13 protein-coding genes are annotated in these 14,655 nt (G+C 63.3%); 5 read left to right on the top strand and 8 right to left on the bottom strand.

Going from position 1 to position 14,655, the window contains the following annotated elements; all coding sequences use genetic code 11:
* The first annotated feature begins 90 nt into the window (after window positions 1–90).
* Complete coding sequence (locus ACSBM8_RS13225; protein ID WP_442678475.1) at window positions 91–1,119, top strand: DUF6882 domain-containing protein; 1,029 nt, start codon at window positions 91–93, stop codon at window positions 1,117–1,119.
* A 16-nt stretch (window positions 1,120–1,135) separates the two neighbouring features.
* Here ACSBM8_RS13225 and ACSBM8_RS13220 read toward each other — a convergent pair whose 3' ends face one another.
* The 5 genes from ACSBM8_RS13220 to ACSBM8_RS13200 form a co-directional block, all read right to left on the bottom strand.
* The gene (locus ACSBM8_RS13220) at window positions 1,136–1,789 is read right to left on the bottom strand and encodes a glutathione S-transferase family protein (RefSeq protein ID WP_442678474.1); all 654 of its coding nucleotides are present in this window, start codon (window positions 1,787–1,789) and stop codon (window positions 1,136–1,138) included.
* A 121-nt stretch (window positions 1,790–1,910) separates the two neighbouring features.
* A complete protein-coding gene (locus tag ACSBM8_RS13215) occupies window positions 1,911–2,363 on the bottom strand; it encodes a hypothetical protein (protein ID WP_442678473.1) in 453 nt (150 codons plus the stop codon).
* A complete protein-coding gene (locus ACSBM8_RS13210; protein ID WP_442678472.1) occupies window positions 2,360–3,013 on the bottom strand; it encodes a hypothetical protein in 654 nt (217 codons plus the stop codon). Before ACSBM8_RS13210 ends, ACSBM8_RS13215 begins: the two co-directional genes overlap by 4 nt.
* 69 nt (window positions 3,014–3,082) lie before the next feature.
* Window positions 3,083–4,342 (bottom strand): MFS transporter, encoded by a 1,260-nt coding sequence (locus ACSBM8_RS13205; RefSeq protein WP_442678471.1) that lies wholly within the window; start codon window positions 4,340–4,342, stop codon window positions 3,083–3,085.
* 91 nt (window positions 4,343–4,433) lie between these two features.
* On the bottom strand, window positions 4,434–5,306 hold the full coding sequence (locus tag ACSBM8_RS13200) for an arylamine N-acetyltransferase family protein (protein WP_442678470.1): 873 nt from the start codon (window positions 5,304–5,306) through the stop codon (window positions 4,434–4,436).
* An 11-nt stretch (window positions 5,307–5,317) separates the two neighbouring features.
* On the opposite strand from ACSBM8_RS13200, the gene uvrB reads away from it, so the two are divergent.
* From uvrB to ACSBM8_RS13185, 3 genes are all read left to right on the top strand, one after another.
* Window positions 5,318–7,516: an excinuclease ABC subunit UvrB gene (gene uvrB, locus ACSBM8_RS13195; RefSeq protein WP_442678469.1), complete on the top strand. Its 2,199-nt coding sequence runs from the start codon at window positions 5,318–5,320 to the stop codon at window positions 7,514–7,516.
* 133 nt (window positions 7,517–7,649) lie between these two features.
* Window positions 7,650–9,989 carry a TonB-dependent receptor domain-containing protein gene (locus ACSBM8_RS13190; protein ID WP_442678468.1) on the top strand — a complete coding sequence of 780 codons (2,340 nt, stop codon included), beginning with the start codon at window positions 7,650–7,652 and terminating at the stop codon, window positions 9,987–9,989.
* Complete coding sequence (locus ACSBM8_RS13185) at window positions 9,989–11,308, top strand: alkaline phosphatase family protein (RefSeq protein WP_442678467.1); 1,320 nt, start codon at window positions 9,989–9,991, stop codon at window positions 11,306–11,308. Before ACSBM8_RS13190 ends, ACSBM8_RS13185 begins: the two co-directional genes overlap by 1 nt.
* A 26-nt stretch (window positions 11,309–11,334) precedes the next feature.
* Here ACSBM8_RS13185 and ACSBM8_RS13180 read toward each other — a convergent pair whose 3' ends face one another.
* On the bottom strand, window positions 11,335–12,213 hold the full coding sequence (locus tag ACSBM8_RS13180; RefSeq protein ID WP_442678466.1) for a diacylglycerol/lipid kinase family protein: 879 nt from the start codon (window positions 12,211–12,213) through the stop codon (window positions 11,335–11,337).
* 143 nt (window positions 12,214–12,356) lie between these two features.
* On the opposite strand from ACSBM8_RS13180, the gene ACSBM8_RS13175 reads away from it, so the two are divergent.
* The gene (locus ACSBM8_RS13175) at window positions 12,357–12,914 is read left to right on the top strand and encodes an outer membrane protein (RefSeq protein ID WP_442678465.1); all 558 of its coding nucleotides are present in this window, start codon (window positions 12,357–12,359) and stop codon (window positions 12,912–12,914) included.
* A 34-nt stretch (window positions 12,915–12,948) separates the two neighbouring features.
* Here ACSBM8_RS13175 and arsC read toward each other — a convergent pair whose 3' ends face one another.
* Together arsC and accC are read right to left on the bottom strand one after the other, a co-directional pair.
* Window positions 12,949–13,284, bottom strand: coding sequence for an arsenate reductase (glutaredoxin) (arsC, locus tag ACSBM8_RS13170; RefSeq protein ID WP_442678464.1), 336 nt, complete (start codon window positions 13,282–13,284; stop codon window positions 12,949–12,951).
* The gene (gene accC / locus ACSBM8_RS13165; RefSeq protein ID WP_442678463.1) at window positions 13,281–14,654 is read right to left on the bottom strand and encodes an acetyl-CoA carboxylase biotin carboxylase subunit; all 1,374 of its coding nucleotides are present in this window, start codon (window positions 14,652–14,654) and stop codon (window positions 13,281–13,283) included. Before accC ends, arsC begins: the two co-directional genes overlap by 4 nt.
* Window position 14,655: the final 1 nt, after the last annotated feature.

Genomic DNA, 14,655 nt, shown 5'->3' with positions numbered 1-14,655 from the left:
TCCCCGGAGGCGCTTAACGTGACGATGGCCGCTGTCCGGCGTCTTCGATCGACGAAGGACGGACATTGTCGAAGCGGGAGGCGATGGACCATGCTGAACTGGCTGCGCGGATTGATGAACGGCGATCAAAGTTCAGTTCCAGACAATGCCCATGTGACGCGCGATGCGCTTGGGCGGGTCGTGCGTGTGCAGCAGACGTTATCGCCGCCGGTGCAAAGAGAGCCGCAGGGCGTTCCCACTCTCGTTCTGGGGCCAGAGCTGGAGGCGTTGCTGCCCGCCGCCTGTGACTGGATCGCCGATCAGAATCAGTCACTTGCGCGGCAATATGGCGTTGGGCTGGAAACCTCATTCTTGTTCGATCAGGAAGACGGCACGCTGACATTGGCGTTCAAGGGCGGCCGCAAGCTGGTCGCACGAGCCCAGGTGCTGGGCAGTTTCGATCCCAGCGATCGCAGTTTTCTGTGGGGATGGGCCAATGCGTCGCTGCAACCCGGGCTGACACGCGCCGTCGCCGCGCTGCGCGATCAACCGCCCGCGGCCGGCGACAATGTGTTTGCGACGCCGCGCCATCAGGTCAGCTTCGACAACCTCACGGCGCTGCTGGCCCTGGCGGGACAGACGATCGGCGCGGACGGTCTGTATCGGGCGATCGGCGATTCCTTATCGTTATTCCTCGCGATCCATATTGCCCCGGAGGCTGACAAGCGCGCGGGCGTCGACGCGACAATGGCGGACGCCGCCGTGACGCTGGTGGATGCGTATGATGCGGAAATGTTGCCGGTCGATCGCGCTTATGCCGACGACAGCGATGATGACGGCAAGACGACCGACCTGATCGACCGTAAGAGCGAGGTCTATGGCCGCTATTGGCGACGGGGCGACGATTATTGGGCACCGTCCTCACTCAGCTGGCCTTCCGATCATGATCCCTCGCTGCATCAGCGTAGGTTTGTGGCTCCGTCCGACGACGAAGGACTGCTGTGTGTCACGATCGCGCACAATTCGGTTCAGACCGTCTATCATCTGCAGCAGATTGAGGGGGCGTTGCGGATCGTCGACCAGCGGATCGACTGGGGTGACGGCTTGCTCTGGCCGAGCGCATCCGGCGTGGAAAAATAGCCGGGACGATGGCTTGTCAGTCGCGGTCGGGCGCGCCGAGCGGAAAATAATGCCGATAGGGTCGCGCCTCTTCAACCGCACGTGCGAAGGACGGTCGCGCCAACAGGCGTGACCGATAGGCGCGGATGCCCGGAAATTGGGGGCCAATCGGGTGGATCCAATCGGCGTAGAAGAGCGATGGCGCCGCCGCGCAATCCGCCACGGTGAAGGCGTCGCCCGCCGCCCAGATGCGGCCGTCCAGCCGATCTTCCAGCCAGGCATAGGCTGTTTCGAGGGCCGCGCGGGATGCCGCCATCACTTCCTCCGCACGGCTGCTATCCGCGCGCAGCGCTTCCGCCACCGGCTGTTGCATGGGCGTCATCACATAAAGATCGAAGAAGCGATCCAGGAAGCGCACTTCGAGCGCGGAATCGGGATCGGCCGGGAGGAGCTGCGCGGCGCCGCTATGGTGAAGATCGAGATATTCGATGATGATCGACGTCTCCGCCACGACCCGACCGTCATCCACCAGCACCGGAAAGCGACCGAACGGCCATAATGCAGCGCGCTCTTCCGCGGCGCCGGCATCCTCCAGGTGGCGATAGGTGAAGGGCAGGTCCTTCTCCCACAATGCGGTCAAAACCTTCTGGCAATAAGAAGAGAAAGGATGCGAATAGAGGGTTAGCGCCATGCCTGGATCTCCTATTAACGCTCTTACTTTCCGCTGATCGCGTCAGATTGTCTGCTGGCATTGAGAAGTACAGCGATGAGGGTCGCTCTCCTGCCGTATCAGCGCGCCTGAAGCGAATGGATCAGACGCGCTCGTACAATTCTTCTACGTAACCCTGCCGGAGCCAATGACGATGACGACTGGTGGCGCGGTACCCGCCGACCTTTGCGATCAATTCCGGTACGGAATATTGGTGGCCCGATCCGGTCGGAAGATGGGCTTCCTGGTTGATGCTGAGAAATAATGGGATGTTCAACTTTCCCGCGTCTTCAAGATAGCCAAGCGCAGCCTGCGGCTCGATCTCCGGAAACGAATCCTGGTTATACAGGACGTCGATGCTGCCGGGTGCGAGGTCCCGGAACGCGTCGGGCGGTAGGATTTGAACCGTGCGGTCGTCCTTCGGCTCGCCCAGCAATGCGACCGTCGCGCCGATGCTGGCGCCGCCCAGCACATATCCTTGAACGGCGTTCATCGTCGGCAAGTCGATGATCGTGTAGTTTCGAAGCCCCAGCAGAATCGCATAATAAGCGGTCAATCCGGCCCCACCGCCAATTTCGCAGATCGACCCGGACAACCCGCGTGTCTGAACCAGCTGTCGTAGCCGATAGGCGGCGTAAATGGCTTCAACCACCCGCATCTGAACGACGCCCCTGCAGCTTCTATGCCCAGAAAGCCGCCGACATGACCCGGTGGCGAAAGATCGACGCCGAGCGCCGCTTGCACGGAGTTCCACAATTCGGTGGCGGAAAATTTGAGGTTCGCGCCCCAGCTGCCCGTTTCCGGCATTTCGAGCCGAATGGTGCCGAGCGCCTCCGCCAGCGACAGAAGCTTGTCGTAGGTCCATGCCGCCAGAAGCTGCGCGAAGGCAGGGTCGGCAGCGCATTTGCGATGTTGACCCGCGCCGCCGAAAAAGCCTTGCGCGGCCTCCGATCGACCGAGCGCAGAAAGCTCCTGCGCCAGCGCCGTGATGTCTTTACGACTAAGCCACGATTCAAGATTACCCTGCTTTTCGCGCAGCAATGGCTCCCACACAGCGCCGGCGTCGGAAACATGGTTGGCATGGCTGAATGCCGTTGCGACCCTGCGCGCCAATGTTTCGTCGGGCGGCGCGTCGGCGGCGCAAGTCAATCCCAGAACCGGCCCTACTGGATGATGAAGGCGAAATCGGGCGCGTTCGTTGAACATACGGCGCGCCTAGCAGAGCGACGCCGGCTGCCAAAGCGATCGAAACTTTCCGGCGTCCGAGACCGAACCTTACGCTTGCCGGGACTCCCGCATCGCGATGGTCGCGACCAGGGCGACGCCGATCATCGCCGTGACGTACCAGAAATAATAGCTTTCATGGCCCGCTTGCTTGAGGCTGAGGGCGACGGTTTCGGCGGAGCCGCCGAAGACGGACTGGCTGATCGCATAGGGCAAGCCGACGCCAAGCACGCGGATGTGGGGCGGGAACAGCTCGGCCTTGACGATGGCATTGGTTGCGGTTGCACCGGACAGGATGACGAGCGCCGTCAGGACCAGAGCTAAGGCGACCAGAGGGTCGTGGGTGCGGCCGATCGCGGTCATGAGCGGCACGGTGCCGACGATGCCGCCGATGCCGAACCAATAAAGCAGCGGCTTGCGCCCGATGCGATCGGAAAGCGCGCCCAGCACCGGCTGTATCAAGATCGCCGCGATCGTGGCGGCGGCGCAGATCTGGCTGGCAAGCGGCTTGGTAAGACCCGACGTCACCACCAGATATTTCTGCATATAGGTCGTATAGGTATAGAAAGCGACGTTGCTGCCAACCGCCAGACCAAAGGCGATCAGCACCGCGCGGCGGTGATTGAACCACAATTCGGCGATGCCGCCGGCGCGGCGTTCCGGCGCCTTTTCCTGCGCGAAATCGGGCGTCTCATCGATGCCCCGGCGGAGCAGGTAGACGCCGAGCGCCAGCGCGGCGCCGACGACGAAGGCAAGGCGCCAGCCCCATGCCGACAGGGCCGCATCGCCGACGCCGCTGGCTTGCAGGCCGAGCAGGAAGGCCAGCGCCAGCAATTGCCCGCCATAGAGCGTCACATATTGGAAGCTGGACCATAAGCCGCGCCGCCCGGGGGGCGCGATCTCGCTGAGATAGGTCGCTGCCGCGCCATATTCGCCGCCGAGGCTGAGGCCTTGGATGATCCGGGCCACGACAAGCAGGATCGGCGCGCCGATATTGATCCGGTCATAGCCGGGGATTGCCGCCAGCAGCAGCGATCCGCCGCCCATCAGCGCCACGCTCCATGCCAGCGCGGTGCGTCGGCCATAGCGATCGCCGATCCGCCCGAGCAGCCAGCCGCCGATCGGGCGCATCAGGAAACCGACCCAGAAAATGCCGCTGGTGGCGAGGAACTGGGCGGTCTGGTCTTGGCCCGGAAAGAAGGTCTTGGAAAAATAGATCGAGAAAGCGGAATAAACGTACCAGTCGAACCATTCGACGAGATTGCCGGCGGCACCGCCGAGGAGGGAGCGGAGCGGGGCTTTCTTCATCATCCGTCCGCTTCGAAGGAAGTTGAAGGACGCCGCGCATCGCGCGTAGCAAGCCGACGCAGACGCACGTCGTCAAACGGGCGACTGCGATCCTTCATTGGTCGAACAATCCCAGCGCGGCCACATCCTCGGCCGAAAGATCGATCCCGAACAGCAGGCTCAGGCGCATGCGATAGACGCGGGGATCTTCGATCGCGGCCGCAGCTTCCTTATCGCCGTTGCGGCGGCGATAGGCCCGGTCGGTAAGGCTGGCCAAACCCTGCGGCAGCACGATGCTGGCAATCCGGACCTGGCGGAAGCGGCTCTCCGGCGCGGTCGATGTCCAGAAATTGGACAGGATCAGGTCGTTTTCGAAAACCGGATCGAGCGTGAAGCTATATTGCGGCTGCCAGCCATCGCCGCCGCCGCGCCCGTCGGTGGTGCCGGAATGGCCGTCGCGCTCCAGCATCCAGCCGTGGAGCGGATCGCGCATCAGGCGGAAACGGGCGCCATCGGGCGCGTCGGCGGTCTCGCCGTCGGCAAGCGGCATAGGCGGCGCATAGGATCCGCCAAAACCGGCATCGGCGATCCAGTCCTGCCCGTCGATGGTGACGAGGCTCAGCGTATGCGTCCTGGGCGGCGGGGCGCCCTGGATGCCGAGCCAGACGCGGGCGAGCAACGGGCGCACCACGAATCCGATGGCGATGAGCGCATCTTCGAACAGGCGGTTCTGTTCGAAGCAATAACCACCACGCTTGGCGGTCACCAGTTTCGCGAAGACCTGGTCGCTGTCGATCGCAATGCCGCGACCGAGGATGACATCCAGATTTTCGAACGGAATGGCAAGCCGGTGCGCGCGTTGCAGCAGCGCGAGCCCCTCGGCAGTTGCGGCGGGTGGCACGGCGAGGCCGATGCGGGCGAGATAGGGCGCAAGATCGAAGGTCACGGCCGCCTTGTAACGCTGGAACAAAGCGCGTCCAGCACCCATATAGTCTATCTATGGCGATCCAGATTCGAACCAGCCTTGCAGAACCCGAGACCGGGCAGAGCTTCGTCCCGCACAGGCCCGAGCGGCCGGAAAAGAGCCAGGGCGGCAAGGCGTTCCGGCTCGTCGCGGACTATGAGCCCGCAGGCGACCAGCCGACCGCGATCGCGGAATTGGTGGAACAGGCCCGCGGCGGCGAGCGGGACCAGGTGCTGCTGGGGGTAACCGGATCCGGCAAGACCTTCACCATGGCCAAGGTCGTGGAGCAATTGCAGCGCCCCGCGCTAGTGCTCGCGCCCAACAAGATCCTCGCGGCGCAGCTCTATGGGGAATTCAAGAGTTTCTTCCCCGACAATGCGGTCGAGTTCTTCGTCAGCTATTATGATTATTATCAGCCCGAAGCCTATGTGCCGCGATCCGACACCTATATCGAGAAGGAAAGCTCGGTAAACGAGGCGATCGACCGGATGCGCCATTCGGCCACACGATCGTTGCTGGAGCGCGACGACGTGCTGATCGTGGCGTCGGTATCGTGCCTGTACGGTATCGGCTCGGTCGAAACCTATTCGGCGATGATCTTCGATCTGAAGGTCGGTCAGACCGTGGATCAGCGCGAGATCATCCGCAAGCTGGTGGCGCTGCAGTATAAGCGCAACGACGCCGCCTTTCAGCGCGGCGCTTTTCGCGTGCGCGGCGACAATCTCGAGATCTTTCCGTCGCATTATGAGGATAGCGCCTGGCGCGTCTCCTTCTTCGGCGACGAGATCGAGCAGATCGTCGAGTTCGATCCGCTCACCGGCAAATCCTCGGCCACGCTCAAGGAAGTGCGCGTCTACGCCAACAGCCATTATGTGACGCCCGGCCCGACGCTGAAGCAGGCGACCGAGGCGATCAAGTTCGAGCTCGCCGAGCGGCTCAAGGAATTGCAGATCGAAGGCAAGTTGCTGGAGGCGCAGCGGCTGGAGCAGCGCACCCATTTCGACCTGGAGATGATCGCCGCGACGGGCAGTTGTGCGGGCATCGAGAATTACAGCCGCTTCCTGACCGGCCGCCTGCCGGGCGAGCCGCCGCCGACCCTGTTCGAATATCTGCCCGAAAATGCTTTGCTGTTCGTCGATGAGAGCCATCAGACGGTGCCGCAGATCGGCGGCATGGCGCGCGGCGACCATCGTCGCAAGATCACGCTGGCCGAATATGGCTTCCGGCTGCCGTCGTGCATCGACAACCGGCCGCTACGCTTCAACGAATGGGACGCCATGCGTCCCCAATCCGTTTACGTCTCGGCGACGCCAGGGACGTGGGAGATGGAACGGACGGGTGGCGTCTTCTCCGAGCAGGTGATCCGCCCGACCGGCCTGATCGACCCGCCGGTCGAGGTGCGGCCGATCGAGAGCCAGGTCGACGATCTGGTCCATGAGGCCAAGCTGACGGCCGCCAAAGGCTATCGCAGCCTGGTCACGACGCTGACCAAGCGCATGGCCGAGGATCTGACCGAATATCTGCACGAAGCGGGCATGAAGGTCCGTTACATGCACAGCGATGTCGAGACGCTGGAGCGGATCGAGCTGATCCGCGACCTGCGGCTCGGCGTCTATGACGTGCTTGTCGGCATCAACCTGCTGCGCGAGGGGCTCGACATTCCCGAATGCGGGCTGGTCGCCATCCTGGATGCCGACAAGGAAGGTTTCCTGCGGTCCGAGACGTCGCTGATCCAGACGATCGGCCGCGCGGCGCGCAACGTCGACGGGAAGGTGATCCTGTATGCCGATCACATCACCGGATCGATGGAGCGGGCGATGCTGGAAACCTCGCGCCGGCGCGAGAAGCAGGAGGCGTATAACATCGCCAACGGCATCACGCCGGAAACGATCCGCCGCGGCATCAGCGACATTGTCGGCCATCTCTCGTCGCGCGATCAGGTTACGGTTGACACCGGCATCGAGGACCGGCCGCACATGGTCGGCCATAATCTGCGCGCCTATATCGAGGATCTGGAGAAACAGATGCGCGCTGCCGCTGCCGACCTGGAATTCGAAACCGCCGGTCGGTTGCGCGACGAGATCCGCAAGCTGGAGGCGGACGAACTGGGCCTGCCGCCGTCGGAACATAAGGCGCCGATCCGCGGCAATTCCACGCTTGGCAAACCCGGCACCCGCCAGACGCGTTACGGCAAGGCCAAGGCCGCGCGGGCGAGCAGGCGCGGGCAGGGATAAGCCTGGCCCAGAACCCGTTTGGCGCAAGGTGACGGCGCGTCACGAAACTGCAATTTAAGCTTCATCATGCTGCAATGCAGCAGTATCAGGGGCCGAGAGAAGGCGAACGCACGCCTCAAAAGGGAATCAGATCATGAAGCCGACTTTCGCGTTCCTCGCGACGGGCATCGCCCTCGCCGCGTTCTCCGCAGCGAATGCCTCTGCCGCCGAACCGGCTGCAGCCGGTGCAGCGGCACCAGCGGCGGATGCGGCGCCCGCAGCGGACGCGCCAGTGGATAGCGGCGAGGTGGTGGTGCTCGGCTTCGGGCGCGGGCGTCAGGAACAGGAAGTCACCGCCGCCGATATCGGCCGCCTCACGCCGGGCTCCACCCCGTTCAAGGCGATCGAGAAGCTGCCGGGCGTGCAATATCAGGCGGCGGACCCGTTCGGTGCCTATGAATGGGCGGTGCGGATCAGCCTGCGCGGCTTCAACCAGAACCAGCTCGGCTTCACGCTGGACAATGTGCCGCTTGGCGACATGAGCTATGGCAACGTTAACGGCCTGCACGTCAGCCGTGCGATCATTTCGGAGAATGTCGGCCGCACCGTCGTGGCGCAGGGCGCGGGTGCGCTCGGCACGGCCTCGACCAGCAATCTGGGCGGCACGATCCAATTCTACAGCGACGATCCCAACCATCAATTCGGCATTGCGGCATCGGGCACCGCGGGTTCCGACGACACCTACCGGGGCTATGTGCGCGTGGATTCCGGCGATGTCGGTGCGGTACGCGGTTCGCTCAGCTATGCGTATCTCCACACCGACAAGTGGCGCGGCGATGGCCCGCAATATCAGAACCAGGTCAATGCCAAGCTGGTGGGCGATCTGGGCAATGCCGGCACGCTGAGCGGCTTCTTCAACTATTCGGCGCGGCGCGAGACCGATTATCAGGATCTGACGCTCGACCTCATCAACCGGCTCGGCAAGCGGGCCGCTTTTCGCGTCGACAATATCCGGCCGGATTACACGACGGCCAAGGCGATCGCGCTGGCGCTGCAGAACGGCACTGCCTTTCCCGCGCCCTATCAGAATGCCGACGATGTCTATTTCGACGCCGGCGGCGTGCGGAACGACTATCTGGGCGGCGCGACGCTGGACCTGAAGCTGGCGCCGGGGCTGAGCTTCAAAGGCACCGGCTATTATCACGAGAATAAGGGGCAGGGCTCCTGGGTCACGCCTTACGTCGCGACGCCGCTCGGCGCGCCTGACCAGGCCGGCAATCCTATCACCGCGCCCGCGCCGCTATCCTATCGCACCACCGAATATGCGATCCATCGCGAAGGTGGCATCGGCGCGCTGACCTATGAGAGCGGGATCAACAGCATCACCGTGGGCGCTTGGTACGAACGCAACCATTTCCATCAGGCGCGGCGCTATTATGGCCTCGAGGATGCGGCCTATAATCGCGACACGCTCGGTTTCCAGAAGAACCCGTTCGCCACGCAATATGAGGGCGATTTCCACACCAACACCTTCCAATATCACGTCGAGGACACGCTGAAGCTGCTCGACGATGCGCTGGTTTTGACCGGCGGCTGGAAGGGCGTGAAGGTCACCAACAAGGCGGATGTGGAGACGGGGCCGCTCGCCAGCGGCCGGATCGGCGCGAAGGACTGGTTCCAGCCGCAGGTAAGCGTGGTCTACCATGTCTCGCCCAACACCGAGGTCTTCGCCGATTATACGGAGAATATGCGGGCATTCGTCTCTGCCCTGACGAGCGGGCCGTTCTCCACCACGCAGGCCGGTTTCAACGCGATCAAGAACACGCTGAAACCGGAAACGTCGAAAACCTATGAAGGCGGCGTGCGCTATCATGACGGCCCGTTCCAGGCGTCCGCGGTCGGCTATTTCATCGATTTCCGGAACCGGCTCGCATCGTTCGCCAACGGATCGGGCATTGCCGGCAACCCGGCGATCCTCAACAATGTGGGCAGCGTCCATGCCTATGGCGCCGAAATCGCCCTCAATTACAAACTGACGCGCGCCGTCTCGCTGTTCGCCAATTATTCCTACAATCACTCCGAATATCAGGATGACGTCTTCCGCAGCGACGGCACGATCTTTGCCCGCACGAAGGGCAAGACGGTGGTCGATGCACCCAAATCGATGCTGAAGGGGGAAATCGTCTATGACGACGGCACGATTTTCGGGCGCGTCGGTGGTGACTATATGTCGAAGCGCTTCTTCTCCTATGAGAATGACCAGGTAGCCCCCGGCCGGTTCGTGGCCGATGCCAGCATCGGCTATCGCTTCGCGGGATCGGGCTGGCTCAAGAATATCTCGATCGAAGGCAGCGTCACCAACCTGACGAACAAGCGCTACATCTCGACCGTCAACACCAACAATGTGATGGTCAGCGGCAGCGATTTCGACAATCCCAACTTCATGGTTGGCGCGCCGCGCCAGTGGTTCGTGACGCTCAAGAAGGGCTTCTGATGAAACGCCTGCTGGGGGCGGTGGCGGCGGCACTGCTTGCGGCCGCCCCGGTGGCGGCCGCGCCTGTGTTGATGATTTCGGTCGACGGGTTGCGCCCGGCCGATGTGATCGAGGCCGATGCGCGCGGGCTGAAGGTTCCCAATCTGAAGCGCATGATGGCGCAGGGGGCTTATGCCGAGGGCGTCGTGGGGGTGTTGCCGACCCTGACCTATCCCAGCCATGTCACGCTGATCACGGGCGCCGCCCCGGCACGGCATGACGTCGCCAACAACCTCACGTTCGATCCGACCAATATCAATCAGATCGGGTGGGACTGGTATTCCGAGGACATCCGGGTTCCGACCTTGTGGAGCGCGGCGCGGGGCAAGGGGCTGACGACCGTCAACGTCCATTGGCCGGTGAGCGTCGGCGCGCCGGTCGACTATAATCTTCCGCAAATTTGGCGGACCGGGCATGAAGACGACCGCAAGTTGATGCGGGCCTTGGCGACGCCGGGCCTGCTGCCGCGGCTGGAACAACAGCTCGGCCCCTATGCCCAGGGGATCGATGAGAGCGTGGAGGCGGACGAAAACCGTGTTCGCTTCGCCACCGCCCTTATGGCGCAGCATAAGCCGGCCCTGACGACGGTCTATCTGGCCAGCGTCGACCATAATGAACATGCCTTTGGCCCCGGTAGCCCCGAAGCCATGGCTACGATCGCGCGCAACGACGTGATGATCGGGACGCTGATCGCGGCGGCGCGCGCGGCGGAACCCGACACGACCGTCGTGGTCGTATCGGATCATGGATTTGCGCCGGTCCATACGGATGTGAACCTGCTCGCCCCGTTCATCGCCGCCGGGCTGATCAGGTTCGATGCCGCCGGCAAGGTGACCGGATGGGATGCCGAACCGTGGTTCATGGGCGGATCGGCCGGCGTGGTGCTGGCGCGTCCGCAGGATGGCGCGCTTGTCAGCAAGGTCGCCGGCCTGCTTGCCGCGCTGAAGGCTGACCCTGAGATGGGGATTGCCCAAATCCTCGACGCCAAGGCGATCGCCGCGATGGGTGGCAGCGCACGATCCAGTTTCCTGATCGCGTTCAAGCCCGGCTTCGAAGCGGGGTACGATCCGCGCGCTGCCAAGCAGACGCCCAGCAAATATAAGGGCATGCACGGCTATATGCCCTCCGATCCGGCGATGCGATCAAGCCTGTTCGTCGAGGGCCCCGGCGTGAAACAGAAGGGTCAGCTGGGGCAAATCGATATGCGATCGATCGCGCCCTCGGTCGCCCGGATTCTGGGCGTGCCCCTGCCGACCGCTGAGGCCAAACCGGTTTTCTGACAAAGCGGCCGCGATCACGCTGCAGCTCAGGCGAAGGAAAAGGGCTCCGGCTGGATGGCGATGGCCAGGGGCGTGGTCGCCACGATATCTCCGTCCGCCTGCAGAGGCGCGGGCTCTCCGCCGATGGTCAGCCGATCGCAGGAGAAGAGCAGGAGGTTGGGATCGCGGGTGAGATCGCGGCCGCGCCATAAGGCCCACACGAACCGCGCGAAATCGATCCGGCGGGCGCGGCGCAGCGCAACGCCATGCAACAGGCGCTGTTCGACCGAAGCGCGCGGCGCAAAACTCCAGGGGCCGGCAAAATAGCGCCCCTTGGCGATATAGATCGCTTCGCAGGCGATGATGCCGTCATCGGTCGCGACCTGCAGATGCGGCTGTCGCCATCTGCCCAACACGGACACGAAGGCCAGTACGTAGGCAAGGCGGCCGAGCAGGCGCTTGAGCGGCAGGGAGAGATTGTCGACCGCGAAACTGTCCGGCCCGACGCTGGCGACCCCGGACAGGATGATATCCCCGATCATCGCGACATAATGGTCGCGCCGTTCTGCCCCGCCCAATATCCGTGCGACGAAAGCCGCGGGATTGCGGGAATAGCCGCGTTCCCGTGCGATCAGATTAACGGTTCCCATCGGGTAGAGGCTGAGCGTGACCGGGCGGCCGTTGCGGTGCACGGCGGCCGCGACGTGCCGCAAGGTGCCGTCTCCGCCGACGATGCAGATATGTTCGGCGGCGGGATCAATACGGACCTCTCCTGCGCGGCTTTCGGACAGCAGGATGCGGGCCCCGGCGGCGGCAAAGGCATGCTGCAGTGCGCGTAAGCGCCGCCGGGACGACGAGCCGGCATCGGGATTGGCGATGATTTGGACGACCGGGCGGGTCTCGCGATCTTGAAATGCCTCAGCCACAGCGGTCCCTAATCCAGAGTGTTGCGAATTGGTCACGGTTTTTATGTTCTACCGCAACTGCGAAACCACAGGGCGTGCGACAGGTTCTACCCCCGAGCGCCTTTCAGCGCGCTTACGTATATGTATCGTAGGAGTTCAAGAATATGATCAAGACCGCCCTTGCCGCCGCACTCGCGGTCGGCATCGCCTGTTCCGCGTCCGCGCAGGACACGGCGCCGGACGGCAGCCGCCCCTTCGGAATTGAGCCCTATGTGGGCATCATGGGTGGCTATCACAGCTTCGACCGCCGCAGCGAATTCGGCACGGTTCCCCGTTACGGCAAGCCGACCGGCGCGCTGATCGAAGGTCTCGTTGGCGCCAACGTTCCGCTGGGTCCCGTCTTCGTCGGTGTTGAAGGTAACGCCGCCAAGGGCTTCAACGACATCGATTGGGAATATGGCGTTCGTGGCCGCGCGGGTTTCCGCGCTGGTGACAGCGGCCTGATCTATCTGTCGGGCGGCTATCAGTGGGTGAACGCGAAGAGCAAGCGCGGCTTCAACGACCACAGCGATTGGATGTGGGGCGGTGGCGTCGAGGTGGGCCCGAAGGACATCGGTCTGGGTGGCATCACCAGCAGCGCCGGCCCGCGCCTGCGTCTGTCGATCGAAACCTACGACTTTGACAGCATCCGCCCGATGGCGGGTGTGATCTTCCACTTCTGATGTGGAACGGGCGGCGGGACATCCCGCCGCCCACCTACAATATTTCGCGTATCTTTTCGGGCGGCCGTCCCAGACGGGCGCCCTTTTCCGTTTCGACCAGCGGCCGTTCGATCAGGATCGGATCGACCACCATCGCATCCAAAATTGCGTCGTCCGACGCAGTCTTGAGCGGCTTTGCTCCGGGCTCGGCCAGGCGCAGCCCATCGCGTGGACGCATTTCGGCCTTTTCATAAAGCGCAGCCAGCGTCTCCCGCGTTGGCGGCGTTTTCAGATATTCGACGATGCGGACCTCGGCACCTGCATCCTGCAGCAGTGCCAGCGCCTCGCGGGACTTGGAGCAGCGCGGATTATGCCAGATCGTTGCCTTCATTCCGCTGACGCGCGGTCCGCTTCGTCCTGCTCCGCCAGCCACTTCTCCAGCCACTTGATCGTGTAATTGCCGGTCTGGAAATCGGGCTCGTCCAGCAGCGCACGGTGGAGCGGGATGGTGGTCTTCACACCATCGATCACGAATTCCTCCAGCGCGCGGCGCAGGCGGCGGAGAGCGCCGTTGCGGGTCGTGCCATAGACGATGAGCTTGGCGATCATCGAATCATAATAAGGCGGGATGCGATAGCCCGCATAAAGCCCGCTATCGACGCGCACGTTCATGCCACCCGGCGCATGATATTGGGTCACCAGACCGGGGGAGGGCGCGAAGGTGCGGGCGTCCTCGGCATTGATGCGGCATTCGATCGCGTGACCGCGGAACACCACGTCCTCCTGGCGCAGCGTCAGCGGATGGCCTTCGGCGATCCTTATCTGTTCGCGGACCAGATCGAGGCCGGTGATCGCTTCCGTCACCGGATGCTCCACCTGCAGACGGGTATTCATCTCGATGAAGTAGAATTTGCCGTCTTCGTACAGGAATTCGATCGTTCCCGCGCCGCGATAGCCCATATCGGCCATCGCCCTGGCGACGATGCCTCCCATCTCCGCGCGTTGTTCGGCTGAGATGACGGGCGAGGGGGCTTCTTCCAGCACCTTCTGGTGGCGGCGCTGGAGCGAGCAATCGCGCTCACCGAGGTGGATCGCGTTACCGTTACCGTCGCCGAATACCTGGAATTCGATATGGCGCGGGTCGCCCAGATATTTTTCCATGTAGACGGTCGCATCGCCGAATGCGGCGGCCGCCTCGCTGCCCGCTTGTTCCATCAGCGTCTCGAGCTGATCTTCCGAAGGCACGACCTTCATGCCGCGCCCGCCGCCGCCCGAGGCGGCCTTGATCAGGACGGGGTAACCGATCTCGCGCGCGATCGCTTTCGCTTCCGCGACATCCTTGATCGGGCCGTCCGATCCGGGAACCAGCGGCAGGCCGAGCTTCGCAGCGGTCAGCTTGGCTTCGATCTTGTCGCCCATCGTCCGGATATGTTCGGGCTTGGGGCCGATCCAGATGATGTCGTGCGTCTCGACAATCTCGGCAAAGCGGGCATTCTCACTGAGAAAACCATAGCCGGGGTGGATCGCGTCGGCACCGGAAATTTCCGCGGCGGAAATGATGTTGGGAATGTTCAGGTAGCTCTCGGTCGCCGAAGGCGGGCCGATGCAGATCGCTTCGTCGGCAAGCCGCACATGCATCGCGTCCGCATCGGCGGTGGAATGCGCCGCGACCGTGCGAATACCCATTTCATGGCAGGCGCGGTGGATGCGCAGCGCGATCTCGCCGCGATTGGCGATCAGGACTTTTTCGATCTTGGCCAAG

This window comes from Sphingomonas sp. ASY06-1R (genome assembly GCF_052180265.1).
GTDB lineage: Bacteria > Pseudomonadota > Alphaproteobacteria > Sphingomonadales > Sphingomonadaceae > Sphingomonas_I.
The sequence above is the reverse complement of the archived record's forward strand: the minus strand, read 5'-3'. Positions and strand labels throughout refer to the sequence as shown.

Coding starts and splice junctions, on each gene's coding strand:
- ACSBM8_RS13220 (WP_442678474.1), bottom strand. CDS start 1,789: ATGGCGCTAACCCTCTATTCGCATCCTTTCTCTTCTTATTGCCAGAAG.
- arsC (WP_442678464.1), bottom strand. CDS start 13,284: ATGAAGGCAACGATCTGGCATAATCCGCGCTGCTCCAAGTCCCGCGAG.
- ACSBM8_RS13190 (WP_442678468.1), top strand. CDS start 7,650: ATGAAGCCGACTTTCGCGTTCCTCGCGACGGGCATCGCCCTCGCCGCG.
- ACSBM8_RS13210 (WP_442678472.1), bottom strand. CDS start 3,013: ATGTTCAACGAACGCGCCCGATTTCGCCTTCATCATCCAGTAGGGCCG.
- ACSBM8_RS13205 (WP_442678471.1), bottom strand. CDS start 4,342: ATGATGAAGAAAGCCCCGCTCCGCTCCCTCCTCGGCGGTGCCGCCGGC.
- ACSBM8_RS13185 (WP_442678467.1), top strand. CDS start 9,989: ATGAAACGCCTGCTGGGGGCGGTGGCGGCGGCACTGCTTGCGGCCGCC.
- ACSBM8_RS13175 (WP_442678465.1), top strand. CDS start 12,357: ATGATCAAGACCGCCCTTGCCGCCGCACTCGCGGTCGGCATCGCCTGT.
- ACSBM8_RS13200 (WP_442678470.1), bottom strand. CDS start 5,306: ATGGGTGCTGGACGCGCTTTGTTCCAGCGTTACAAGGCGGCCGTGACC.
- ACSBM8_RS13225 (WP_442678475.1), top strand. CDS start 91: ATGCTGAACTGGCTGCGCGGATTGATGAACGGCGATCAAAGTTCAGTT.
- uvrB (WP_442678469.1), top strand. CDS start 5,318: ATGGCGATCCAGATTCGAACCAGCCTTGCAGAACCCGAGACCGGGCAG.